Source organism: Pseudomonas sp. IT-P253, from assembly GCF_949768125.1.
Lineage (GTDB): Bacteria > Pseudomonadota > Gammaproteobacteria > Pseudomonadales > Pseudomonadaceae > Aquipseudomonas.
In genome coordinates this window covers 1-22,897 of record NZ_CATKPT010000023.1, presented here as the reverse complement: position 1 = coordinate 22,897, position 22,897 = coordinate 1, and the positions used below count along the sequence as shown (strand labels likewise).

The following is a 22,897-nucleotide window of genomic DNA, read 5'->3' as shown; positions in this document are numbered from 1 at the left end:
AAGGACATGAGCAGTATTCCATTTGATCAGCGAGAAGGCGTTATCTGGCTCGACGGCAAGTTCGTCGAGTGGTCCCAGGCGCAACTGCATGTGCTGACCCATGGCCTGCATTACGCGAGCACGGTGTACGAAGGGGAGCGCGTCTACAACGGCAAGATCTTCAAGCTGCGCGAACACAGCGAGCGTCTGTATCGCTCGGCGACGTTGATGGATTTTGTCATTCCCTTTGAGCTTGCCGAACTGGAAGCCGCCAGTCATGAACTGCTGCGCCGCAACAACGTGGTCGACGGTTACCTGCGGCCGGTGGCCTGGCGCGGCAGCGAAATGATTTCCACCTCGGCCCGCTTCAACAGTGTGCATATGGCGATCGCCTGCTGGCAATGGCCGAGCTATTTCGACCCGGCGGCGCGCATGGCCGGGATCCGTTTGAAAACTGCCCAGTGGCGCCGTCCGCCGCCGAACAGCAGCCCCTTCGAAGCCAAGGCGTCTGGCCATTATCAGATCGCCACACTCAGCAAGCACGATGCTGAAAACACCGGCTATCACGATGCGTTGATGCTCGACTGGCGCGGCAACGTCGCCGAAGCCACCAGCGCCAACGTGTTCTTCGTCAAAGGCCGGACATTGCACACCCCGGTGCCGGACTGTTTTCTCAATGGCATTACCCGCCAGACCGTCATCGAACTGGCCAAGGCACTGGACTATCAGGTGGTTGAAAGAACCGTTGTTCCTACAGAACTTGGCGACTTTGACGAGTGTTTTCTGACAGGCACCGCCGCCGAAATCACGCCCGTGCAGAGCATCGATGAACAACGCTATCAACCGGGCACGGTCTGCAGCGAACTCATTGCAGCTTACACCTCAACCGTCAACGCCTGATAAACCGCCAGGAACCTCACCATGTCAGATCAAGGGATTGTTGCGTCTAAACCTTACGTAGCGCTGGGCCATCGCCATGAAGAGTTGTCGGCACGCGGCTGGACGGTGCTGACACCGGACGAATTCGCCAATGACGTTGTAGGCACGTTGCATGAGTTCGGCCCGATCATTCCGCAGTTCAACGGGCAAATGGCCTTTGCCATCACCCGCAAGCCGGGTTACGAAGACTTGCCTTACTCCCAGAGCATGAACGGCATCGGCCCACACACCGAAGCGCCGGTTTACGGGCCGCCACCGCGCTATTTGGCGTTGCATTGTCATCAGCAGGCGACATGCGGGGGAGGGCATACAGGACTGGTGGACGGTTATGAGTTCCTGGCGTTTCTGGAGCGCACCGAGCCCGAGCTGCGCAAGTGGATCGATGAAAACCCCGTGGAATTCGTGGCCACCGCCAAACCAGGGGAAGCTGCGCAGCGCCGGGTCAGGGAATACATCCTGACGCCTACAGAAGCGGGGGATATTTTCCGCTTCAGCTACAACCAGTTTCACTACGGCGATGTGAATCCATCCAAGGAAGATCTGCAGCAATCGCTGGTTGCCAACAGCTCGTCGCCACTGGCCCGGTTTGCGGTGCTGGGTGAGGAGTATTTCGTGCGGCACAACACGCCGGTGCTGATTTCCGACGGCTGCATGCTGATTTGGGACAACTGGCGAATGATTCACGCCCGCAGCCGATACACTGACCCGGCGCGAAACCTGACCCGCTACTGGCTGGCCTGATTGATCCGTCGCCCATTCTTCCATCGGCGTACCCCGTAGCGGGTATGCGCTTTACAGGTATCGCGTCATGCAAACAGCAATCGAGATCGCCAAGGTCGATCATCAACTGGTGATACGTCTGAATCAGGCGTGGACCAAACGAGCCACGGTCTGTGCGCCGGACAGGGCTGACATCAGCGAAGCGTTCGATCCGGCACGCCCGGATTATCCCGAGTGCATGGTGCCGTTTTTCCATCACCCGAAGTTCCAGGCCCTGAGCGATGAACTCAAAAGCACTGTGGTGACCTGGGGCTGGATCGGCTACAACCTGCGCACGGTGACCGCTGAAGAACACGTGGTGAACCCGGCGCTGAGCGTCATTGCCAATCAGTACCTGGGCAAGGACGACTGGCATTTCCGCGAGGCGATGCAGCAAACCTTGATCGACGAGCACTACCACACGCTCATGCACCTGCGGGCTATCGAACGGACCAAGGTCGAGCGGGCACTGGATCAGGATCTGGATTTGCCGCCATCGGTCACGTATTTGCGACTGGCGGCGCTACGCGAAACACTGCCCGAGCAGTGGCAGCGAGACCTGGCGGCGATCACCTTTGCGGTGGTGGCGGAGATCAGCGTCAACGCCTATCTGGATTTGCTGGCTGACGATCAGACGATTCAACCGCAAAACCGTCGCGTGGCCGAGCTGCATAACCGCGACGAATATGCTCACAGCAAGGTGCTCGCCGAAGTGGCGAAGGTCATGTACGCGAACATGCAGCCGACTCAGCGAACGTTTTTCGCACGCACGTTGTCGGTGGCACTGAGTGCCTTTATCGCCCAGGATTACTCGATGTGGGAGGCGATTCTCACGCAGCTGGGGGTCGAGGACGCGGTCCTGATCATCGCCGACACTCAGGAGCGCAACATGAACGCGACCATCATGCGCGATTACAGCGGTCTGCATCGTCTGGCGCAGGATCTGGGCATTTGCGACGAGATTGATTTTGACTTCCGTCCGACCCTCAAAGCTGCCGCCGTGGCCTGATCAGGAGGTGAATATGTCCGTTCCTGTGTACGAAGTGTTCGCCATCCGTGTCGGTGCCAATGCCCAGCGCACGGCCAGGGAGAACTTTCTTTACGACGCCTGCTGTGGCGATCCGGATGCGTCGATGCCGTTGGACTACTACTTCTGGGTCATCCGCAATGAACAGCAGGTGATCGTGGTCGATACCTGTTTTCAACCGGCCACGGCGGATCGACGCAACCGTCAGATGTATCGCTTGCCGGAGGAATCCCTGCGCCAACTGGATATCGATCCGGCACACGTCGAGCATCTGATCCTCACGCATTTGCACTGGGATCATGCCGGCAACCTGGGGCTGTTTCCGAGGGCCACGGTGCATTTGCAGGAAGCGGAACTGCGCTTCTGCACCGGCCCGAAAATGGCCCATCGCACGGTGAACAAAACCTACGAGGTCGATGACGTGATGTCGGCGCTGCCGCCGCTGTTCGAAGGTCGGATGCATTTGCACACCGGCACCGTCGAAGTGATGCCCGGCGTGACCCTGCACCCGGTGGGTGGTCATACGCCGGGCAGCCAGGTGGTGCGGGTGGCGACCGCGCGCGGGTGGATTGTGCTGGCCTCGGATGCGGCGCATTTGTGGGCGAACATTCGGCAGCGCAGCCCGTTTCCGATACTGGATGACCTGGCGCAGACGCTTGAGGCATTCAGCTTGATCGATCACCTGGCCGACGGTGAAGACCATGTGATCCCCGGCCATGACCCGCTGATCGCCGAACGATTCCCCCACTGGAACGACGACCCACACATCATCTGCCTGCACCAGAACCCTCTCTAAACCCAACCTTGAACCCTGTAGCAGCTGCCGAGCTTGCGAGGCTGCGTTCGGCTGCAAAGCAGTCGCAAAACCATTCTGCGCAGTGTTTCAGATAGACCGAAGTGGCAGGATTAACGACTGCCTTGCAGCCGAACGCAGCCTCGCAAGCTCGGCAGCTGCTACAACGGTGTGTGTTAATTCTGATGTTTGAGGAGTTGGCCGAGGGTCGCCATGGCTTCATCGATCCGTGGGGAATACGGCGCACCACAACCGATGCGCACAAAGTGATTGAAACGCTTGGCGTTTGAAAAGATATCCCCAGGCGAAATCTGGATGCCGACCTTCAACGCCTCATGGAAAAGCACCATCGATGAATGGTGGCGCGGCAGTTCAACCCATAACAACGTACCGCCCTGAGGGTTGGTCACGCGGGTACCCTCGGGAAAGTAGCGGGTAATCGCCGTGCTCATTTGCTGGCGTTGTTGCGTGAGGATTTTTCTCAAACGGCGCAGGTAGCGTTCGTAGGAAGGTGTCTTCATGAACGCACTGACCGCCAGTTGCGACAACGCTTCGCAGCCACGGGACTGAGTGTGTTTGAGCATCTCCACGCGGTCGTGCCATTTCCCCGCGCTGATCCAGCCCAGGCGCATGCCCGGTGCCAGGGTTTTGTTCAGCGAGGCGCAATAGATCAGGTTATCGGCGCGGTCCCAGTGTTTGAGGGTGGACAACGGTTGTTCCGTGTCGACCAGGTCGCCGTAGGTGTCGTCCTCGATCAGTACAGTGTCGTGTTCGGCGCACAGTTGCACCAGTCGCGCCTTGTTGACGTCGGGCATGATGCTGCCCAGCGGATTTTGCAGATTGGGGATGACGATCAGCGCCTGAATCCGCTCGGGACCCCGCAATACCTGTTCGAGCGCGAACAGGTTGATCCCCGAGTGGGCTGTCGCCGGGACTTCGAGTACTCGCAGGTTGAGGCTTTCGAGCGTTTGCAGCAAACCGTAAAAGGTTGGCGACTCCACGGCCACGGTGTCGCCGGGGTGAGTGACCGCGCGCAAGGCGAGGTTGATCGCTTCAGTTGCGCCGTTGGTGATCACAATTCGCTCGGCGGCGAGATTGGTTTTGGCCGTCAGTGCTCGGCGGGCAAGGATATTGCGCAATGCCAGGTTGCCGCAGGTAGAGCCTGGCGCACCCAGTAAATGGTGATTCTGGCGCAACGCCTTGATCATATGATCCTGCAGGATTTTCAGCGGATAGAGCTCCGGCGCGCAGTAGGCGCTGGCGAAGTTGACTTTGATCGTCGCGCGCTGACTGGCCTTGAGTACCGACGAAACCTGTTCGTGAATGCCGACATAGACGCCGGTATCCAACGGTGTGGGCGGCGTGATCGGGGTGGGTTTGGGCAATGTGTCGGGCTGGCGAATGTAGTTGCCGGAGCGCGGACGGGCTTCCAGCACGCCGTAGTCCTCCAGTTCCCGGCAGACCTGCACCGCGGTCGACAGGCTGACAGCATGTTTTTCCATCATTAGCCGAATGGAGGGAAACCGTTCACCGGTTTTCAGGGTGCCGCTGCGGATCGCGTTGAGGTAGTGGTTGGCTAACTGACGGTAAAGGGGCGTCGTGTGCATGATGACCTCAGCAATCGCACCACTGAGGTCGTGGGCTGGAAAGTGAGTTGACGATCCCTGCAGACGGACCCGTGGTGCTCAAGGGTTAAGGGATGTGTATGTTCTGGTGTCGATACAGAGAGAGTAATCGCGCTTTTGCTGGAGCTACGGGCAATAAAAAGCCCTGGTCCGGGGTGTGATGCGGTTCACAGAGGGGAAATGTTTGAGGGGGGGCTGTAATTTTTGGTGAGGGGGGAGTGTTTTCTGCGGGGGCGTTTTGTTGGGGGGGATGGGGGACATATCCGTTGCTGCGGTAGCGGCGGCTGGCGGTTTCGCTTTTACAGCGAGTCACTTTTCCAGACGCCGAAAAGTAACCAAAAGGCTTTGCCCCTCCATTCGGTGCCTCGCTAAGGCTCGGCATGCCCTCACTCCGGCATTGCTCCGGGGGCCCGCCGCCATCGGCCATCCATGGCCGGGGGCGGCTACCGCGGCATCCTTGCCGCGGTGCCCCCTGCGCAACGCCTGCGTTCGGCCTCTGGGAAAGGGGCGGCAGATCTGGAGCCGAAGCAAAGCAACGGCAAGATCAACAGCTTCGCGAGCAGGCTCGCACACATTGGATCGGTGTACAGCAATTGTTTTTCACCCCCCCACAATGGCTCGGCGTATGGCTTTTGATTCTCACCACTCATCAGGCCGAGCGTTAGCTCGCCTTCAGCTTTTGATCTTGACGCACCGCCCCCTCGAGAGGCCGAGTGGAGGTTCTGCGCAGTGGGCAACCCGGCATGGATGCCGGGTTAGCCGCCCCCGGCCATGGATGGCCGATGGCGGCGGGCCCACGGAGCAGGACCGGAGCGAGGGCATGCCGAGCCTAAGCGAGGCACCGAACGAAAGGGGCAGAAGCGTTTGGTTACTTTGCGCTTTTCAAAGTGACCCGCCGTAAGGGCGGAACCGCTAGCCGCCGCTACCAAAGAAATGGATATGCACCGAATCAAAGCCTAGCGAGCCCCGCAGGAAGGCAGCGTTACTGAGCGGCGATGCTGTAACCATCAAACGCAGTCTGCTGCTGAAGCGCAGTAATAATGTTCTTACGATTAATCGCCAGCTCAACCCCGGCATTGTCCAGGAACGTCTCACCGTCCAGCTCCGCTTCCTCGCCTTCACCAACAAAGGTAAAGCCCAGAAACTCCAGCGCTTCACGGTCAACATTCAGGCGCGAACGCGGAGTACGCAGCGGCAGCGTGACACTCATGCCATCCTTGCTAATGGTAAACACCTCAACGTCTTTCTTGACCCGTGCAGCCTTGCTCTTGCCACTGCTTGGATTGCTGATGGCTTGATGGGTCTGGTTCAACACCTTCAACGCCAACCCATAAACCAATTCCTGAAACGCCGGATCATCCTTGAAACTGGAGAGAATGCGGCTGATCGGGAATTTGCTGCTCAGGTCCTCGAGGGCCGCAATATCAGCAGCCTCGGCATCCTTGAGTTGCTTGAGTTCGCCCATCAGTTCGTAGGCTTTATCATCATCGAAACTGTCGTGAGCCTGGCGAATCGCGGCGCGCAGCTCGCGGATCTGGTCGCTTTCCCGGGTGGATTGAAAAGCGTCCAGGACCATCTCGCTAATGGTCTTGGCCTGTGGCACGTGCTGTGAAAGATTGATGGAGTTTTCGTATTCCGCTTTGGACGACAAGGTGGCTACGGATTCAGCGGTATTGGAATCGGACATTGAAATTTCACTACTTCTTTTAACTTGAATTGAGGCGAGAAAGCACAGGGCTTTTTCAGGCCGCCTAATCTATTGGACCGAGGCAGCGTTGTCACGGCCCAACGGGCCAACGGGCGAAAGATCTACCTTGATTCCTTGTGGGAGCGAGCTTGCTCGCGAAGGACGTTAACGATAACGCGTTCGTCCTGAATGAACGCGTTGCTTTCAAGGCCATCGCGAGCAAGCTCGCTCCTACAGGGGGGCGGTCTTCAGGGAGCGGAACATCTGGTAAAAGCTGAGCGAACGTCCGCAAAACAAACCACTGGCAAAGCCTGATGCACACGCTTTGAGCAAGACCATCGGCAACCCCGCCGAGTGCTCCGGGGCAACCTCGGCCTGATAGCCAAAGTAGTAATTAATGGCAAAAAACAGCAAATAGAGCGCCAACGTCTTAATCGTACCCGGCACGATCAGTCCGGTTCCTGCTTCATCCCGTTCCACACCCTTGCGCGAAAAAATCATCAGCGCGACGACGCCGCCGAACATCACGGCCGCCAGCCAGCAACCCATGGTCAGCGGTGGATTGAGCGTCAGGTTCAGCGAATACAGCGACCAGCCCAGCCAAATGGGTGGTATGACCAGTAATGAGGTTTTGCTTTCGCGGGTAGGGGAGAGGGCTTTGACGCCGAAATAGCAGAGCAGCAGAAAGACCGCGTAAACCCACAGCGGGGTGTTTTGCAGAATGTTGAGCATCGCGTAGCGTCCGTGCCGAAAAGGGTGCGGGGATAATAGCCGCATTGAAGTACAGCACCAGCGCCGAGATCACCGGTGGAATGGCCAGCGCCAGCGGCACCAGATGCCGAGGCTGAAACTGGCGGCCAGTCGATTCACTCGAGTCAATTCCAATGTGCATGTAGGCGCGAGCTAATGGCGGGTCAGAGGGGGTCTTGCCAGGTTTGGCGGGACGACTGGAGTTGGGTCTTGACCCAGTTGCTGAAGGCCTGGACCACCGCGCGTTCGGCTTTTTGCGGGTCGGCAGCCAGGTAATACCCGCGATGCAGGTCGACGGTGATATCGAACGGGCGCACCAATAAGCCTTTGGACAAGGCATCGCCGCTGATCAGGTTGTCGCCGATGGCGATGCCCTGTCCGGCAATGCACGCCGACTGCGCGCAATGCGCATCGGAGAACAGAATGCCGCTCGCTGCATTGACGCCCGACGCACCGGCGGCGGTCAGCCAGACGCGCCAGTCCGAGTGGTCTGTCATGTGCAGCAATGGATAGCTACTGAGTTCCTGCGGGTTTTTCAGGCCGCCCAACGCGTTGATCAGGCGCGGGCTGCACACCGGGAAAAAGCGCAGTGCAACAAGCTCCTCGACGACCCTATCCGGCCAGTCGCCAATGCCGTAGGTGATGAACAGGTCGACGTTCGGGGTATTGATGTCGTCCGGTGCCTTGGGGGACATCAACTGCAATTGCACTTGCGGGTACTGACGCAAGAACGCCCCGATGTGGTGGCACAACCAATACGTGGCAAACCCCGGCGCGCAACTGACGCACAGCCGGCCAGAGATCTCTTGGTCGTCGACCAACTGACCCGCGTCCAGCAAGTTCAACAGAATCCCGTGCACCTCACGCGCATAGCGCTCGCCTTGATACGTCAGGCCGATGCCCCGACCCATTCGCTCGGTGAGTGCGAAACCGACACATTCCTCCAGCTTGCTGATCTGGTGGCTGATGGCGCTGCGGGTCAGGTTCAGTTCACGGGCGGCGACCGACACGCTGCCCAGGCGGGCGACGGCGTCGAGGGCACGAAGGGCGGTCATCGATGGAAAACGCATAAATCATCCCGCTGAAAAATTGGAAGAACAGGGCCGCGTGCAGTCTTTGATCGAACGCTAATCCTGTTCATGACTGACTACTTATGGTGACGTAAATTGAACAGTCAGGCCAAAAAAAATCGATTGTTGTATCGGTTGGTTCAACAATACTAGCGTAACTCGTCATCGGGCCCTGCTGGCCCACCATCAAAGAGGTGCTGCATGACCCGTTGTGCCCAGGCGCTCGTTCAGTTGCTGGAAGGCTATGGCGTTGAAACCGTCTTCGGCATTCCCGGCGTGCACACCGTGGAGCTTTATCGGGGCTTGCATGGCAGTCGCCTGAAGCACGTCAGCCCGCGCCATGAGCAGGGGGCCGGGTTCATGGCCGACGGTTATGCCCGCGCCAGCGGCAAGCCCGGAGTCTGTTTCATCATTACCGGCCCTGGCATGACCAATATTCTCACCGCGATGGGCCAAGCCTATGCGGACTCAGTGCCGATGCTGGTGATCTCCACCTGCAACCGCCGCGAACACCTGCGCCTGGGCCATGGTCACCTGCATGAACTGCCTGACCAGCGCGCCATGGTCGCCGGCGTCTGCGCGTTCAGCCATACCGTGCAGCACCCGGATCAATTGCCGGAAGTGCTGGCACGAGCCTTTGCCGTGTTTGGCTGTACGCGACCTCGACCAGTGCACATCGAAATTCCGCTGGATGTGCTGGAGATGTCAGCGGCCGGTCTCGACGTACGCCCGCGCACCTTGCCGGTGGCACCTGCACCGGCGGCCGTTGCGATAGACGCCGCCGTCAGGTTGATCAATAACGCGCAGCGCCCATTGATCCTGGCCGGTGGCGGCGCGCGTCGAGCCAGTGAGGCCCTGACCTTACTCGCTGAACGTTTGCAGGCACCGGTCGCACTGACCACCAATGCCCGAGGCTTGCTCCCGCCCGAACATCCGCTGTTGCTCGATGGCGTGCAGTCGTCGGCTCACGGTCGTGAGCTGTTTGCCGAGGCCGATGTGGTGCTGGCCATCGGCACCGAGCTGGGCGAAACCGACTACGACTTTTTCGGTTTGGGGCCTTTGGCGTTCACCGCGCCATTGATTCGTCTGGACATCGATCCAATGCAAGTGCTGGGCGCTCAACCGGCCGAGGTCGGTTTGTTGGGGGACGCCGAGCAGGGGATGCGTGCGCTGTTGGCACAACTGCCGCAACGCCAGGCCGATCAAACCTGGGCCAGTGTCCGGGTGATGCAGGTCAATGCACTCGAACACGCCGGCTGGAACCCCAAACAGTGTCGCTTGCAGGAGGTGCTCGATACGGTTCGTGACACCTTGCCGCAACCGCTGATCGTCGGTGATTCGACCCAACCGGTGTACCAGGGCGCCTTGGGTTATCGGGCACCTACACCCAACAGTTGGTTCAACGCCGGCACCGGATACGGAACCCTCGGCTACGCATTGCCGGCGGCCATCGGCGCCAAACTCGCACAGCCGCTGCGACCGGTGGTGGCGTTGGTGGGGGACGGTGGCTTGCAGTTTTCCAGCGCCGAACTGATCGCTGCCAAAGAGGCCGGTGCCGGGGTGATTCTGCTGCTCTGGAATAACTCAAGCTACGCCGAGATTCGCGATTACATGAATGCCAAAGCGGTGCCGTTGCTGGGTGTCGACATCCTCACGCCGGACTTCGCCGCGCTGGCGCAAAGCTGCCACGTGCCTCATCACCGGGTGAGCAATCTACACAACTTGCGCGAGCTGCTGGGCCAGCTCGGCAGCACGGAGACACCGGTGATGCTCGAACTGGACGCCGGGGCTTTTCTAGCGGTGTAAGCACCGGGTCGCGGGTTACAACAATAAAAATTTCCAGGTCGCCGAAGCGCAAGACGCGCGGTGGACCTTCCTATCGAACTGAACTCAAAAGGTGGCTTACATGGCTGAGTCCGACAACTTTTCCTCGACCCATTCCGCGCAAGGAACCTACGCCGATCTGATCCTCGCTAACGGTCGCATCTATACCCAGGATCCTTTGAATCCGTGGGCCGAGGCCGTGGCGATCCGCGGCGGCAAGTTGATCGGTGTCGCCAGCCTGAGCGCGCTTGAAGCGTTCAAGGGCCCGAACACCGTGCTGCATGATCTGCAAGGCGCGTTCTGCATGCCGGGCCTGCACGATATGCACACGCACCCCGACCTGGCACTGGCGCCACGCTACAGCGATGACCTGGATGTCGGCATCGAAGACCCGACGCCGGAGCAACTGCGCGACAGCATCCTCGCCTACGCCGATTCCCACCCGGGCGACGGCTGGATTTATGGGCAGTATTGGGTGCGTTACACCTTCCGCGAAGCCGGATTGACGCCGGGGCGGGCGTGGCTCGACAGCGTCATGCCGGACCGCCCGGTGGCGCTGCTCGACCGGATGTGGGGCACGATGATGGTCAACTCCAAGGCCTTGGAACTGGCCGGCATCGATCGTCACACTGCAGACCCGCGTAACGGCTATCTGGAGCGTGATGAACTGACGGGCGAGCCCAACGGCCTGATGATCGACGGCGCCTACGCGATGATCCATGCCGCCATGCCACCCACCCCGGTCAGCGTACTGCGTCGCGCCTACCGCGATGGCGTGCACTTTCAGAGCTCCCGTGGCGTAACCGCGAGCAAATACGTGCACGTCTGCGAACAACGCTTGCAGGCGTTGAAAGAACTCGACGACAGCGGTGAACTGACCGTTCGAATCGAAGCCGCCATCAGTTGGCAGGACGATATTTTCCCGGTACGCCGTCGTTGGGAATTGCTCAGTGGTGAACGTCATTACTACCGCAGCGCACGCCTGAGTGCCAACGCGGTGAAGTTTCACTTTGACGGCACGGTCGAGCCCAAGTCTTCGTACTTGCTGACGCCATGGCCGCAAGAGTCGAGCTGGCGCGGCAAGCTCAACCTGACGCCCGAGCACATCACCGACATGGTGGTGGACATGGACAGCAAAGGCATCCGCGTAATCGCTCATTGCACCGGTGACGGCGCGTCCGACGTGTTCCTCGATGCCGTGGCCGAAGCCCGTCGTCGTAACGGTTTCAGTGGTGTACGCCACCAGTGCGCCCACAGCACGTTGCTGCATCCGGGCAACCTGCCGCGCTTCAAGGAACTGAACGTCATCGCCGAATTTTCCCCGGCCGCCTGGTACCCGACACCGTTCGCCAGTGGTGCACGTTCGGGCTACGGTCAGGAACGACTCAAGCGCATCTACGATTTCAAAGGCGTGCTCGAAGCCGGTGGCACCGCGGTCATGGGCACTGACTGGCCGGTGGCATCGATTGACCCGTGGCTGGCGCTGGAAACCATGGTCACCCGCCAGAACCCGTGGAACGACGATCCGGCCTGCTTCGGCGAGCCGATCAGCCTCGAACAGGCGCTGAACGTGGTCACGCGCAACGGTGCCGTGGCCATGGGCCTGGAACAGAGCACCGGTAGCCTGGAAGTCGGCAAGTCGGCGGACTTGATCGTCATCGACCGCGACCTGTTTGCCGAACCTGCGCGCAACTACATCCATCGCACCAACGTGCTGCTGACCTTTGTCGAAGGGCAGTTGGTCTACGACCGACATTCAACGCTGGCGGCGGCCGGCTTGAACGCGGTTTGGCAGGGTGAACCACCGGTGCTGGAAGGTAAGGCGAAATGACCACCTCACGGATCGCAGTGACCGTTGTTTCAGGGTTTCTCGGTGCCGGTAAAACCACCTTGCTCAACCGCATGGTGCGCCGTGCGGAAGGCCGGCGACTCGCGGTGATTGTCAACGATTTCGGCGAGCTGAATATCGATGCGGCCATCGTTTCCGAAGTCACGGACGCGGTGGTCAGCCTGCAAAACGGTTGCATTTGCTGCACGGTGCAAGAAGACCTGTTGGCGCAACTGACCAGTATGGCGCAGCTGCAACCCAGGCTTGAACGCATCGTCATTGAATGCAGTGGCGTGTCCGATCCGCAGCGGATCGTGCAAACCCTGGCTTACCCGCAACTGCGCAGCCAGATGCAATTGGACATGGTAATCACCGTGGTCGACGCCACCCGGCATCTGCAGCTCGAGGGTGAATACGCTCGACTGGCAAGGGCCCAGGTGGCCGCGGCGGATTTATTGCTGTTGAACAAAACCGATCTGGTCGACGACCCGCAGTTGCAGACGCTGCGCGAGGCGCTGGGCGCCAGGACTCGCGTTCACGCCAGTGTGCAGGCGCAGCTGCCGGATGCCCTTTGGCTGGATTCGGAGCTGGACCTTGAGCCACGCGCGCTGAAACCAATGACTCGAGTGTCGACCGACGATCACAGTGAAATGTTCAGCAGTTGGCTGTGGCGGACCACTGCCGCGCTTGACGTCGAACGTTTGCGTAGCTGGCTGCAGGCACTGCCCAGCGAGGTATTCCGGGTCAAGGGTTTGGTGGTGCTGGCACAGAGCGGCAAGGCGCACTGGCTGCAACACGTCGGCACCCGCAGTCAGTTTCTGCCCGCCACCGATGAAGCACAGGCTAACGCGACACGGCTGGTGTTCATTGCGGGTCGTGGCTTCGACGGCTGGGAAGCATTGGGGCGAGGGTTGGACGCCTGCAAGGTGAGCGAGGACGCCCGGACTTAATGGTTACGTGATGAGTTGGCCGCGTCGCTCCGGGCTACCGGGATTGATCCAGATTTTTCTGTGAGTGGGCTGGCCTCTTCGCGAGCAAGCTCGCTCCCGCAGGTGATTTGCGGTGAGTCGCAGATCCAATGTGGGAGCGAGCCTGCTCGCGAAGCAAGCGCCGCGGTCTATCAGGCTTGCCCCGGTGTGTTCAGGTTCATTGATCGCTCGGCCAGGGCCGTCGCCGTGCCTTCATCCACAGGCAGCGAAAAGCTGAACGTTGCACCTTGCCCCGGCACATCCACCAGGCGGATCTCGCGGCCATGCAGCTGCAGGATTCGATGCACGATGCGCAGCCCCAGTCCGCCGTCGCGCCGTGCGCCGCCAATGTTGAACGGGCGCAGGAACAAGCCGTCACGCAGTTCGGCGGCGATGCCCGGGCCGCTGTCACTGACGATGATCTCGACGAACCGGCCTTGCGGCACCAGGCTGATATCAATGGCTCCGCCCTGCGGGGTGTGACGCAAGGCGTTGTCAAAGAGGTTGGTCAGCACGCGCTCGATCAGGCCAAGGTCGGCGTACACAGCGGATACCGTTGGCGCGAAGTGGGCCCTGAGTTGTACGTGCCGTGCCTCGGCCGTCAGCTCGAATTTCTGGAAGATGTCCTGCACCAGATCGGTCAGGGAGAAGCGCTCCAGCACCGGTTGCACGAAGCCGTGTTCCAGCCGCACCAGTTCCAAAAGCGATTGCGCCAGGCCGCCGACCTTGCGGCTTTGATCCAGCGCGATGCCCAAGTAGCGGCGACGGTCGGCGGGGGACAGCGTAGCGTCCTTGAGCGACAGGGTTTCCAGATAGCCGTGCAGCGAAGCCAGCGGGGTGCGCAGGTCGTGGGAAATATTGGCCACCAGCTCACGGCGTTCCTGATCCTGGCGGGTCAACGAGCGCCACTGTTCACCGAGGCGCGCCTGCATCTGCCGGAAGGTGGCGTCGAGTACGGCGATTTCATCGTGGCTGGCGGCTTTTTCTGCCGGAACTGGTGGCGGCGGCGTGACCGGGACACCGTCAATGTCGAAGTGGCTGACGGTATCGGTCAAGCGGCGCAACGGGCGGGTGATCAGGGCAAATGCCGTGAGACCGGCGATCAGGCACAGCATCGCGACCAGACCGATGGACCACAGGGCGGTATTGAGGGCGGCGCTGGTGGCACCGCGTTCGGCGAAGCGGTCGTGGTCTTCACCGAGCAATACCACATAGAGATAGCCTGCCGGTTTGCCGTCGACCTTCAACGGCGCGGCGCTGAAGACTTTGCGGGCATCGACGCTGCGTGGGTCGTCGCCGAGAATCGGCAACGCATCGCCCTTGAGCAGGCGCTGGATCGGCGCCAGGTCAACCCGTTCCCGGTGAATCCGGCCCTCAGGCGCGGCGCTCCCGACAATCTTGCCCTCGACGTCGAGCAGGTAGACCTCGACGCTGGGGTTGACCAGCATCAGTTGGCTGAACAGATCGCGCACCGCATTGGGCATCAGGCCTTTGCTGTCCATCAGCACCGTGTCGTGGGCGATGTGTTGCGCCAGATCCCGCGACAACCCTTGCACCACTTCTTGCTCATGCATCTGGTTGGAGCGCACCTGCAGCCACGCCGAGGTGCCGCAACACACCAGCAGTAGCACGGCGAAAACCAGGGACAGGCGCTGGGTCAGGGTCAACCTCATGGCTGCTCCTCCTTGGCCGCGAATTTGTAGCCTCGACCCCACACCGTGAGGATGCGCACCGGTTGTGCCGGGTCGGTCTCGATCTTCGCCCGCAGACGGTTGATGTGGGTATTGACCGTGTGTTCGTAGCCTTCGTGGCTGTAACCCCACACGGCGTTCAGGAGGTCCATGCGCGAGAACACTTTGCCGGGCTGGCGGGCGAAGAAATACAACAGGTCGAATTCCCGTGGCGTGAGGTCCAGGCGGCGACCATCGAGGGACACGTCGCGGGTGATCGGGTCGATGGAGAGGCCGTCCGAGAGCAGGCTGCCAGCGTCCATTTTCAGGTTGCGGGCCATGGCGTCGACCCGGCGCAGCAGTGCTTTGACCCGGGCCACGAGCTCGAGCATGGAAAACGGTTTGGCCAGGTAATCGTCGGCGCCGAGTTCAAGCCCGACAATCCGGTGCATTTCGCTGGAGCGCGCACTGGTGATGATGATCGGTGTATAGCGAGCCATGGCACGGGCGCGACGGCAGATTTCCAGGCCGTCGACGCCCGGCAGCATCAGGTCGAGGATCAGTGCGTCCCAGGTGCCTTGCTGCAGCAGTCGCATGCCTTCATCGCCATCGGCGCAATGCACCACCTCGAACTGTTCGTCGCGCAGATGCAGGCAGATAAGGTCGGCGATATGCAGATCGTCTTCGACCACGAGGACGCGTTTGGTCTGTTCCATCAAGCTCAATCCTTCAATGCAATGAGCGCATTGTGCGGGTTTTCCGGGGGCTGAGTTATCACGAATTGTTTAATTCTCCGTGAGGATTTGGCGATCAACCAAAGCCTAGGCTGTGTTCCATGAAAGGCACCCTGGTTTTTTGGAGACGGCCATGTTTTCACGGCGACAATTTCTTTTCGCAAGCGGTGGGCTGGGGGCTGCAGCCCTGGTGATCGGTGTATTGCCAAAATTTTCGACGAGTGCGGCATTGGTCAGTGAGGCCAGCGCGGCGGAGGTGTTCGAGGTGACTCACAGCGACAGCGAATGGCATGCCCTGCTCAGCGACGAGCAGTACGACATCCTCCGTGAGGAGGGCACCGAACGGGCCTACAGCAGCGCACTGAACAACGAGCACCGCAACGGCACGTTCGCCTGTGCCGGTTGCGCCCTGCCGCTGTTTTCGTCCGCCACCAAGTTCGATAGCCATACCGGTTGGCCGAGCTTCTGGGCACCGCTGGATAAGGCAGTGGCCACGCGTCAGGACCGGTCTTTCGGGGTGGTGCGTGAAGAGGTTCATTGCCGACGCTGTGGCGGTCATTTGGGCCATGTGTTCGACGATGGGCCCAAACCCACCGGTCTGCGCTACTGCATGAATGGTCTGGCCATGACATTCAAGCCGCTGGCGGCCTGATCCTTTCCCTCACTTTTTTGCAGGTCGACGTTATGTGGCTTCTGGTACTCGCTTATCTCGGTGGTGTGCTGACGATTGTCAGCCCGTGCATTCTGCCGGTACTGCCCTTCGTCTTTGCCCGCACCGGCCAGCCGTTCATCAAGAGCGGCCTGCCGCTGCTGGTGGGCATGGCCATGACCTTCGCGCTCGTCGCCACGTTGGCGGCCGTCGGTGGCGGTTGGGTGGTGCAACTCAATCAGTACGGTCGCTGGCTCGCGTTGGTGTTTGTCGCACTGTTCGGGTTGACGCTGTTGTTGCCGCGATTGGCGGAGCGTCTGACCCGCCCGCTGGTGGCGGCTGGCAGTCGGTTGTCGGAAGTGGCAGGTGCCGATGCCCGGCCGCGTCCCGGCGCCTCTTTCCTGATCGGTGTCGCCACGGGCCTGCTCTGGGCGCCATGTGCCGGGCCCATTTTGGGGCTGTTGCTGACCGGTGCAGCGCTGCAAGGGGCGAGTATCGCCACCACATTGTTGCTGCTGGCCTACGCGGCGGGTGCCGCAACGTCGCTTGCCGTGGCGCTGCTGCTGGGCGGAAAAGTCTTTGCGGCGATGAAGCGTTCCATCGGTGCTGGCGAGTGGGTCCGTCGCGGCCTGGGCGCGGCGATGCTGGCCGGTGTGGCAGCGATTGCCCTGGGGCTGGACACCGGAATTCTGGCGCGGTTTTCGACGGCGTCTACCGGTGGCATTGAGCAGGCCCTTGTCGGGCGACTGGCGGGTAAATCACCAAGCGGCAGCGCAACGATGATGGCGCAGAACCCCGTCTCCGACAGTGCAGTGAAGGTCGCTGACAAACCATCGGCCACGCTACCGGTCGAGGGCAACCTTCCCGCGCTGGACGGCGCCGTGCAATGGCTTAACTCACCGCCACTCGATGCCCAGGCGTTGAAAGGCAAAGTCGTGCTGGTGGATTTCTGGACCTACTCCTGCATCAACTGCCTGCGCACGCTGCCGTATGTAAAAGCCTGGGCCGAGAAATATCGCGATCAGGGGCTGGTGGTGATCGGCGTCCATGCGCCCGAGTTTGCCTTCGAACGGAACGTGGGCAATGTCACCAAAGCCATGAAAGACCTGGGCATCAATTACCCGGTGGCCATCGATAACGACTTCAAGATCTGGCGTGCCTTCAACAACGAATACTGGCCGGCCCACTATTTTGCCGACGCTCAAGGTCGGATTCGCTATCACCACTTTGGCGAGGGTGAATACGCCGAATCGGAACGGGTGATTCAGCAACTGCTGCGTGAAGCGGGTGCCGCGAAGGTGGCGGACGGCCTGATCAATGCCAGCGCCGAGGGCGTTCAACTCGCACCGGACATGAACGAGGTGCAATCGCCGGAAACCTACGTCGGCTACCAGCGCGCGGAGCATTTCGTCCCTGAAACCGGCCTGGTGCCGGACAAGGTATCGGCCTACAACTCGCCGACGCACTTGGCACTCAACGACTGGAGCCTCGGCGGGCAGTGGACTGTCGGCTCGGAGCGGGCGACGGCAAACGCCCCCGCCAGTCGTATCGTCTACCGCTTCCACGCTCGCGATCTGCATCTGGTCCTGGGACCGGGTGCTGATGGTAAACCGGTGCGTTTCAAAGTGCTGCTTGACGGAAAAGCTCCCGGCGATAACCACGGTACCGACGTGGCCCCCGACGGCAGTGGCCGCGTGACCGAACAACGCTTGTATCAGTTGGTGCGCCAGTCCGGCGATGTCACGGACCGCACGTTCAGCATCGAGTTTCTCGATCCGGGCGTGTCGGCGTATGCCTTTACCTTTGGTTGAAAATCATCTCATTGTCCAAGGAGTCAGCCCCATGAAAACCCCGTTCACCTGGCGCCGTACCCTGCTGGGCCTGGCTGCCGCCAGCGTTATAGGCCACTGTTCGGCGTTCTCTTTCGGCGCCGAAGAGGCGGTTGCGATCGCGCCGCCCGCCCTCGACGAAACCACCCAGGCCCACAGCGAAACCGCAGTCTTTGCCGGTGGTTGTTTCTGGGGCGTACAAGGGGTGTTCCAACATGTAAAAGGCGTGAAGAAAGCGGTGTCCGGTTATGCCGGTGGCGCGGCCAACACCGCTCAATATGAACGGGTCAGCGAGGGCGATACCGGTCATGCCGAGTCTGTCGAAGTCACGTTCGATCCCACGCAAGTCAGCTACGGCACGTTGCTGCAAATTTACTTCTCGGTGGCCCATAACCCTACCGAACTCAACCGCCAGGGCCCTGACAGCGGCACTCAGTATCGCTCGGCGATTTTTCCGGAAAACAACGAACAGAAACGTGTCGCTCAGGCCTACATAGCCCAGCTCGACGCCGCGCATTCGTTCAAAAAACCGATTGTGACCAAGCTGGAAACCTACAACGGCTTCTACCCGGCGGAGGAGGAACATCAGGACTTTCTGACCGAGCATCCGACTTATCCGTACATCGTGATCAACGATCTACCGAAAGTCGCGCAGCTGAAACAGCTGTATCCGGATCGGTATCAGGAGAAACCGGTATTGGTGAAGGCGGGGACGTGAGCCGGCGGGGAGGGCATGGCTCTCACCCCGAAATCACGTTCTTGCCCGCGATCTTCAACCGATACAGCGCTCGGTCGGCCCTGGCCAGCAGTCCGGTCTGCTGTTCTTCGTCGAAGCGCTGAACCACGCCAAAACTCATGGTCACTTGAAAGTCCCCTACCGGCAGCAAGCTTGAGAGGCCGGCGCGGATATTCCCGGCGAGGGTTCGGGCATCGTCCAGTGGGGTATCGGGCAGAATCATGATGAACTCGCCCTGAATCAAAGTGACCTGCTTGTCGCGCAGATTAGTCGATGGCGTATTGGGCCGGCTAGTGTTTGCCCCACATTTGCAGGGCGAAGTCGACGAAGCTGCGTAATTTTGGCAGGCGGTAGCGATCCTGGGCGTACATCAGGTTCATCGGCCGGCTCGGCGGTAGATAATCCGGCATCAAGGCCAGCAATTTTGCGTCCTTGAGGTCTTGCTCTACCAACGCATCGGGCAACAAAACAATGCCCATGCCGGTTCGTGCCGCTTGATGCAATGCCGCAGAGCTGTTGATCAACATCGGTCCACTGACCGCGACAGCCACTTCGCCGTCGGGCCCGGTCAGGCGCCATGCCTTTTCCACTGACTGCCAGTCATCTCCTGCCGGATAGGCAAAAGACAGGCAGTCGTGGTGTTGCAGATCTGCCGGTATTAGCGGGGTGCCCCGGCGAAGCAAATACTCACGCGATGCGCACATGGTCAGGGTGTAGGTGACGAGGGGGCGGGCGATCAGGTTGGGCTCCTCGGTATTGCCCAAGCGAAACGCCACGTCGAAACCGTTTTCCAGCAGGTCCGGGCGCCGATTGGTGAGGACCACGTCCAGTTTGACTCGCGGACACAGCAGGGCAAATTCACTCAGCGCCGGCGCCAGTTTTTCCGTGCCGAACGTCAGCGGTGCGGTGATGCGCAAGGTGCCGCTCGGCTCGTCGAGTACCTGTTCGGCCAAGCGTTCGGAATCGGCCACCAACCCCAGGACTTCGAGACAGCGTTGATAGTACGCGCTACCGAATTCCGTCAGTCGCTGGCGCCGCGTCGTTCGGTTGAGCAAGCGCACACCCAGCCGTTGCTCCAGCGCCCGCAAGTGATTACCCACCATGGTGGTGGACATTTCGCATTGAAGAGCCGCCGCGGTCATGCTGCCAGCCTCTACCACTTTGACGTACACAGTCATTGCCTGGAACAAATCCATTATCAAGCCCAGCTTTAAAATGATTGAAGTGTTGCCGTGTTTATCCAGTTCAGATGGCTAACCATACTGCAAAAACACCGACAATTGATGGAGCTTGATGTCATGACCGCCGCCTGCCTGATGAGCACTTACCAACCACTGGCCCTGAGTTTCAGCAAAGGCCTGGGCACGCGTCTGTGGGATCAGGACGGTCGCGAATACCTGGACGCGGTGGCGGGCGTGGCCGTGACCAACGTCGGTCACTCCCATCCTAAAATCGTCTCGGCCATCAGCGAACAGGCCGGGTTGCTGTTGCACACCTCCAACCTTTACAGCATCGACTGGCAGCAAAGGCTGGCGCAGAAACTGACGCAGTTGGCGGGCATGGAGCGGGCGTTTTTCAACAACTCCGGCGCCGAGGCCAATGAGACTGCACTGAAACTGGCGCGGCTTTACGGCTGGCACAAAGGCATTGAGCAACCGTTGGTGGTGGTCATGGAGGGCGCTTTCCATGGCCGGACGCTCGGTACGTTGTCCGCCAGCGATGGCCCGGCGGTACGCCTGGGTTTCAATGAGCTGCCGGGGGATTTCGTCAAAGTACCGTTCGGCGACCTCAAGGCTCTGGACAAGGTCCAGCAGGCTCACGGCCCACGGATCGTGGCAATCCTGATGGAGCCGATTCAGGGCGAAAGCGGCGTACACCTGGCGCCGTCCGGTTACCTCAACGCTGTCCGTGAACTGTGCAACCGGCGCGCATGGTTGCTGATGCTCGACGAAATCCAGACCGGCATCGGCCGCACCGGACATTGGTTTGCGTTCCAGCACGAAGGCATCGTCCCGGACGTCATGACCCTGGCCAAAGGCCTGGGCAACGGCATCCCCATCGGCGCCTGCCTGGCGCGGGGCAAAGCAGCGGGCCTGTTTACACCCGGCAGCCACGGCAGCACCTTCGGTGGTAATCCACTGGCCTGCCGGGTCGGTTGCACCGTGCTGGAGATCATCGAAGAACAAGGCCTGCTGGACAACGCCAGGCTCCAGGGCGAACGCCTGCTCGCCAGATTGCGCACGGAGTTGGCGGACCATCCGAACGTATTGGCGATCCGCGGGCAGGGGTTAATGATCGGCATCGAACTCAAGCAAGCGATTCGCGACCTGACCTTGATCGCTGCAAGGGATCACGGCTTGCTGATCAACGTGACCCGGGGCAAAACCGTCCGGTTGCTGCCACCGCTGACCATCGATGAGCGGGAGGTGGCAATGATTGTCAGAGGGGTTTGTCGGGCGGTGAGTGCGGCCTGAGTGTTTACTCAGTAATGATATCTACACATCACGACGCGTATCTCATCGTCCTCAACTGCATAGACCAACCGATGCTCGCCGGTCACTCGACGTGACCAGAAGCCGCTCAAGTTGTGTTTGAGCGGTTCTGGCTTTCCGAGTCCGCCGAACGGTTCACGCTGGATGGATTTAATAAGCAGATTGATTCGTTTGAGCCCGGCCTTATCGTTTTGTTGGAACCACAAATAGTCTTCCCAACCTTCAGGAGTGAACTCGATATTCATTCTTCGATGAGTTGCCTGGATTTGGTTTTCCCTGCCCGCAAATGGCTGATCGATTTGATCAGCCGTTCAGCATTGGCGGGTGAGCGGAGTAGGTAGGCAGTCTCTTCGAGGGCGTTGTACTCCGCCAGCGACATCATCACCACGGGTTCGCCTTTCTGGCGAGTGACCAACAATGGAGCGCGGTCTTCATTGACCCGATCCATGGTTTCGGCAAGGTGTGCGCGTGCGGTGGTGTAGTTAATGGTTTGCATGTTGTAGTCCTCGCTCGATGCAAAGAACGTACAGAAATGAGTACAGGATGACAAGGCGATACCTACGAATGGTCGTTACGCAGACGGTGCATCTGCGTTTGTACTGAGTATCGGTGAAGGTTCGTCGAGACGTTTCCGTGACTGATGTAGTCCCAATCCGATACTCATGCCATCTCTCTGCCTCCAAGTTTTTCTATCCCGTCCCCACAGATCTTGTGCGTTGTGACCCCCATCGGCCTATCGCGATAGTGCGCTCTCAACCAGCGGGTTGTTCCTGCCATCTACTTACCCTCAACGTGCTTTGGCTTTGGCGCGAAAATGCCGGATTAACGCAACCGTTACGCCTAACACCAAAACCGCCAGCGCAATTGGCAAACGATAAGGTTTCAGGTTCCCCAGCAAACTTTCAAGCGCCTGGCCGACCCAGTAACCAGCGCTGGCAAACAGTGTCGCCCAAACCACCGCGCCCAAGGCATTCAACACCGTGAACCGTAGCGGCGACAGGCCGCTGGCTCCAATCACCACCGGTCCCACCAAGCGCATGCCATACAGAAAACGCACCGCAAAAATCGCGGTCGACGGGTAGCGCGCTATCAGTCTTGTCACGCGATCGATGGCAGCTTGATTTTTACTCAGCCGCGGCAATAGTCGTCCGCCGAAATACCGTCCGCTCCAGAACAACAATTGATCGCCCAACATCCCTCCCAAACTGGCCCAGGCAATCACCGGCCATAAATGCAACAGGTGCTGGTGAGCGGCCATGCCGCCCAGGATCAGTATGGTTTCACCTTCCAGCAAACAGCCAAAGAACACCGCCCAGTAGCCATAAGTGGCGAGCAGATAATGAATGTTTATGTGTTCAAGCAAGGGCGCTCCCCCAAACTTTCCACCAGCCGAACGTCGTGGCGTTCGTAAGCAATCTGGAATCCGATTAATGAGCTCCAGCAATGAATAATGCCGATCAGTTAAGCAAATTCAGCAGCAACACATACCCCGTAGCAACTGGCGAAGCCTGCGTCCGGCTGCGCAGCAGTCGTAAAGT

Annotated in this window: 21 protein-coding genes and 1 pseudogene; 11 read left to right on the top strand and 11 right to left on the bottom strand. The window is 60.0% G+C overall.

All coding sequences use genetic code 11. The features are described 5' to 3' along the window. Positions 1–6 precede the first annotated feature (6 nt). The 4 genes from ACM6IR_RS14680 (at position 7) to ACM6IR_RS14665 (ending at position 3,500) form a co-directional block, all read left to right on the top strand. On the top strand, positions 7–879 hold the full coding sequence (locus ACM6IR_RS14680) for a branched-chain amino acid aminotransferase (protein WP_414908388.1): 873 nt from the start codon (positions 7–9) through the stop codon (positions 877–879). Positions 880–900: 21 nt separating this feature from the next. Continuing rightward, entirely contained in the window at positions 901–1,659 is a 759-nt protein-coding gene (locus tag ACM6IR_RS14675; RefSeq protein WP_414908387.1) for a TauD/TfdA family dioxygenase, read from the top strand. Between the two features lie 67 nt (positions 1,660–1,726). After that, positions 1,727–2,686, top strand: coding sequence for a diiron oxygenase (locus tag ACM6IR_RS14670; RefSeq protein WP_414908386.1), 960 nt, complete (start codon positions 1,727–1,729; stop codon positions 2,684–2,686). Between the two features lie 13 nt (positions 2,687–2,699). Then, a complete protein-coding gene (locus ACM6IR_RS14665) occupies positions 2,700–3,500 on the top strand; it encodes an N-acyl homoserine lactonase family protein (RefSeq protein ID WP_414908385.1) in 801 nt (266 codons plus the stop codon). A 173-nt stretch (positions 3,501–3,673) separates the two neighbouring features. Here the strand turns inward: ACM6IR_RS14665 and ACM6IR_RS14660 are convergent, their stop codons facing one another. The 4 genes from ACM6IR_RS14660 to ACM6IR_RS14645 form a co-directional block, all read right to left on the bottom strand. After that, a complete protein-coding gene (locus ACM6IR_RS14660; protein ID WP_414908384.1) occupies positions 3,674–5,104 on the bottom strand; it encodes a PLP-dependent aminotransferase family protein in 1,431 nt (476 codons plus the stop codon). 1,000 nt (positions 5,105–6,104) lie between these two features. Beyond that, positions 6,105–6,809: a hypothetical protein gene (locus ACM6IR_RS14655; protein WP_414908383.1), complete on the bottom strand. Its 705-nt coding sequence runs from the start codon at positions 6,807–6,809 to the stop codon at positions 6,105–6,107. A gap of 231 nt (positions 6,810–7,040) precedes the next feature. Next, on the bottom strand, positions 7,041–7,541 hold the full coding sequence (locus ACM6IR_RS14650; protein WP_414908382.1) for a hypothetical protein: 501 nt from the start codon (positions 7,539–7,541) through the stop codon (positions 7,041–7,043). A 182-nt stretch (positions 7,542–7,723) separates the two neighbouring features. Next, positions 7,724–8,629: a LysR substrate-binding domain-containing protein gene (locus ACM6IR_RS14645; protein ID WP_414908381.1), complete on the bottom strand. Its 906-nt coding sequence runs from the start codon at positions 8,627–8,629 to the stop codon at positions 7,724–7,726. Positions 8,630–8,830: 201 nt separating this feature from the next. Between ACM6IR_RS14645 and ACM6IR_RS14640 the strand changes: the two genes are divergently transcribed. The 3 genes from ACM6IR_RS14640 to ACM6IR_RS14630 all read left to right on the top strand — a co-directional run bounded on the left by ACM6IR_RS14640 (position 8,831) and on the right by ACM6IR_RS14630 (position 13,231). Continuing rightward, positions 8,831–10,435, top strand: coding sequence for a 5-guanidino-2-oxopentanoate decarboxylase (locus tag ACM6IR_RS14640; protein WP_414908380.1), 1,605 nt, complete (start codon positions 8,831–8,833; stop codon positions 10,433–10,435). Positions 10,436–10,535: 100 nt separating this feature from the next. Next, positions 10,536–12,284, top strand: a complete 1,749-nt coding sequence (locus ACM6IR_RS14635; protein ID WP_414908379.1) for an amidohydrolase — start codon at positions 10,536–10,538, stop codon at positions 12,282–12,284. Further along, entirely contained in the window at positions 12,281–13,231 is a 951-nt protein-coding gene (locus ACM6IR_RS14630) for a CobW family GTP-binding protein (protein WP_414908378.1), read from the top strand. Before ACM6IR_RS14635 ends, ACM6IR_RS14630 begins: the two co-directional genes overlap by 4 nt. Positions 13,232–13,401: 170 nt before the next feature. On the opposite strand, the gene ACM6IR_RS14625 is transcribed toward ACM6IR_RS14630, so the two are convergent. Continuing rightward, positions 13,402–14,922, bottom strand: coding sequence for a sensor histidine kinase (locus ACM6IR_RS14625; RefSeq protein WP_414908377.1), 1,521 nt, complete (start codon positions 14,920–14,922; stop codon positions 13,402–13,404). Next, entirely contained in the window at positions 14,919–15,635 is a 717-nt protein-coding gene (locus ACM6IR_RS14620; protein ID WP_201114723.1) for a response regulator transcription factor, read from the bottom strand. The genes ACM6IR_RS14625 and ACM6IR_RS14620 overlap by 4 nt, the downstream gene beginning before the upstream one ends. Positions 15,636–15,786: 151 nt before the next feature. Here ACM6IR_RS14620 and msrB point away from each other — a divergent pair, with 151 nt between their 5' ends. From msrB to msrA, 3 genes are read left to right on the top strand one after another with little or no spacing between them, the layout of a single operon-like run. Further along, positions 15,787–16,305: a peptide-methionine (R)-S-oxide reductase MsrB gene (gene msrB / locus ACM6IR_RS14615; RefSeq protein ID WP_414908376.1), complete on the top strand. Its 519-nt coding sequence runs from the start codon at positions 15,787–15,789 to the stop codon at positions 16,303–16,305. A gap of 32 nt (positions 16,306–16,337) precedes the next feature. Then, positions 16,338–18,113, top strand: coding sequence for a cytochrome c biogenesis protein DipZ (locus ACM6IR_RS14610; protein ID WP_414908375.1), 1,776 nt, complete (start codon positions 16,338–16,340; stop codon positions 18,111–18,113). Between the two features lie 31 nt (positions 18,114–18,144). Further along, complete coding sequence (gene msrA / locus ACM6IR_RS14605) at positions 18,145–18,849, top strand: peptide-methionine (S)-S-oxide reductase MsrA (protein ID WP_414908374.1); 705 nt, start codon at positions 18,145–18,147, stop codon at positions 18,847–18,849. A gap of 22 nt (positions 18,850–18,871) precedes the next feature. Here the strand turns inward: msrA and ACM6IR_RS14600 are convergent. Both ACM6IR_RS14600 and ACM6IR_RS14595 read right to left on the bottom strand, forming a co-directional pair. Beyond that, a pseudogene (locus ACM6IR_RS14600) lies at positions 18,872–19,099 on the bottom strand (diguanylate cyclase domain-containing protein); the annotation flags it as partial. 58 nt (positions 19,100–19,157) lie between these two features. Beyond that, positions 19,158–20,063: a LysR family transcriptional regulator gene (locus ACM6IR_RS14595; RefSeq protein WP_414908373.1), complete on the bottom strand. Its 906-nt coding sequence runs from the start codon at positions 20,061–20,063 to the stop codon at positions 19,158–19,160. 102 nt (positions 20,064–20,165) lie between these two features. On the opposite strand from ACM6IR_RS14595, the gene ACM6IR_RS14590 reads away from it, so the two are divergent. Continuing rightward, the gene (locus ACM6IR_RS14590) at positions 20,166–21,341 is read left to right on the top strand and encodes an aspartate aminotransferase family protein (protein WP_414908372.1); all 1,176 of its coding nucleotides are present in this window, start codon (positions 20,166–20,168) and stop codon (positions 21,339–21,341) included. An 8-nt stretch (positions 21,342–21,349) separates the two neighbouring features. On the opposite strand, the gene ACM6IR_RS14585 is transcribed toward ACM6IR_RS14590, so the two are convergent. From ACM6IR_RS14585 to ACM6IR_RS14575, 3 genes are all read right to left on the bottom strand, one after another. Continuing rightward, positions 21,350–21,604 carry a Txe/YoeB family addiction module toxin gene (locus ACM6IR_RS14585; RefSeq protein ID WP_414908371.1) on the bottom strand — a complete coding sequence of 85 codons (255 nt, stop codon included), beginning with the start codon at positions 21,602–21,604 and terminating at the stop codon, positions 21,350–21,352. Then, positions 21,601–21,855 carry a type II toxin-antitoxin system prevent-host-death family antitoxin gene (locus tag ACM6IR_RS14580; RefSeq protein WP_157710487.1) on the bottom strand — a complete coding sequence of 85 codons (255 nt, stop codon included), beginning with the start codon at positions 21,853–21,855 and terminating at the stop codon, positions 21,601–21,603. Before ACM6IR_RS14580 ends, ACM6IR_RS14585 begins: the two co-directional genes overlap by 4 nt. A 291-nt stretch (positions 21,856–22,146) precedes the next feature. Further along, a complete protein-coding gene (locus ACM6IR_RS14575) occupies positions 22,147–22,722 on the bottom strand; it encodes a DedA family protein (RefSeq protein WP_414908423.1) in 576 nt (191 codons plus the stop codon). Positions 22,723–22,897 lie beyond the last annotated feature (175 nt).

Bases quoted from the DNA above. Each gene is read 5' to 3' on its own strand.
- ACM6IR_RS14680 (WP_414908388.1), top strand. From the start codon at position 7: ATGAGCAGTATTCCATTTGATCAGCGAGAAGGCGTTATCTGGCTCGAC.
- ACM6IR_RS14675 (WP_414908387.1), top strand. From the start codon at position 901: ATGTCAGATCAAGGGATTGTTGCGTCTAAACCTTACGTAGCGCTGGGC.
- ACM6IR_RS14670 (WP_414908386.1), top strand. From the start codon at position 1,727: ATGCAAACAGCAATCGAGATCGCCAAGGTCGATCATCAACTGGTGATA.
- ACM6IR_RS14665 (WP_414908385.1), top strand. From the start codon at position 2,700: ATGTCCGTTCCTGTGTACGAAGTGTTCGCCATCCGTGTCGGTGCCAAT.
- ACM6IR_RS14660 (WP_414908384.1), bottom strand. From the start codon at position 5,104: ATGCACACGACGCCCCTTTACCGTCAGTTAGCCAACCACTACCTCAAC.
- ACM6IR_RS14655 (WP_414908383.1), bottom strand. From the start codon at position 6,809: ATGTCCGATTCCAATACCGCTGAATCCGTAGCCACCTTGTCGTCCAAA.
- ACM6IR_RS14650 (WP_414908382.1), bottom strand. From the start codon at position 7,541: ATGCTCAACATTCTGCAAAACACCCCGCTGTGGGTTTACGCGGTCTTT.
- ACM6IR_RS14645 (WP_414908381.1), bottom strand. From the start codon at position 8,629: ATGCGTTTTCCATCGATGACCGCCCTTCGTGCCCTCGACGCCGTCGCC.
- ACM6IR_RS14640 (WP_414908380.1), top strand. From the start codon at position 8,831: ATGACCCGTTGTGCCCAGGCGCTCGTTCAGTTGCTGGAAGGCTATGGC.
- ACM6IR_RS14635 (WP_414908379.1), top strand. From the start codon at position 10,536: ATGGCTGAGTCCGACAACTTTTCCTCGACCCATTCCGCGCAAGGAACC.
- ACM6IR_RS14630 (WP_414908378.1), top strand. From the start codon at position 12,281: ATGACCACCTCACGGATCGCAGTGACCGTTGTTTCAGGGTTTCTCGGT.
- ACM6IR_RS14625 (WP_414908377.1), bottom strand. From the start codon at position 14,922: ATGAGGTTGACCCTGACCCAGCGCCTGTCCCTGGTTTTCGCCGTGCTA.
- ACM6IR_RS14620 (WP_201114723.1), bottom strand. From the start codon at position 15,635: ATGGAACAGACCAAACGCGTCCTCGTGGTCGAAGACGATCTGCATATC.
- msrB (WP_414908376.1), top strand. From the start codon at position 15,787: ATGTTTTCACGGCGACAATTTCTTTTCGCAAGCGGTGGGCTGGGGGCT.
- ACM6IR_RS14610 (WP_414908375.1), top strand. From the start codon at position 16,338: ATGTGGCTTCTGGTACTCGCTTATCTCGGTGGTGTGCTGACGATTGTC.
- msrA (WP_414908374.1), top strand. From the start codon at position 18,145: ATGAAAACCCCGTTCACCTGGCGCCGTACCCTGCTGGGCCTGGCTGCC.
- ACM6IR_RS14595 (WP_414908373.1), bottom strand. From the start codon at position 20,063: ATGGATTTGTTCCAGGCAATGACTGTGTACGTCAAAGTGGTAGAGGCT.
- ACM6IR_RS14590 (WP_414908372.1), top strand. From the start codon at position 20,166: ATGACCGCCGCCTGCCTGATGAGCACTTACCAACCACTGGCCCTGAGT.
- ACM6IR_RS14585 (WP_414908371.1), bottom strand. From the start codon at position 21,604: ATGAATATCGAGTTCACTCCTGAAGGTTGGGAAGACTATTTGTGGTTC.
- ACM6IR_RS14580 (WP_157710487.1), bottom strand. From the start codon at position 21,855: ATGCAAACCATTAACTACACCACCGCACGCGCACACCTTGCCGAAACC.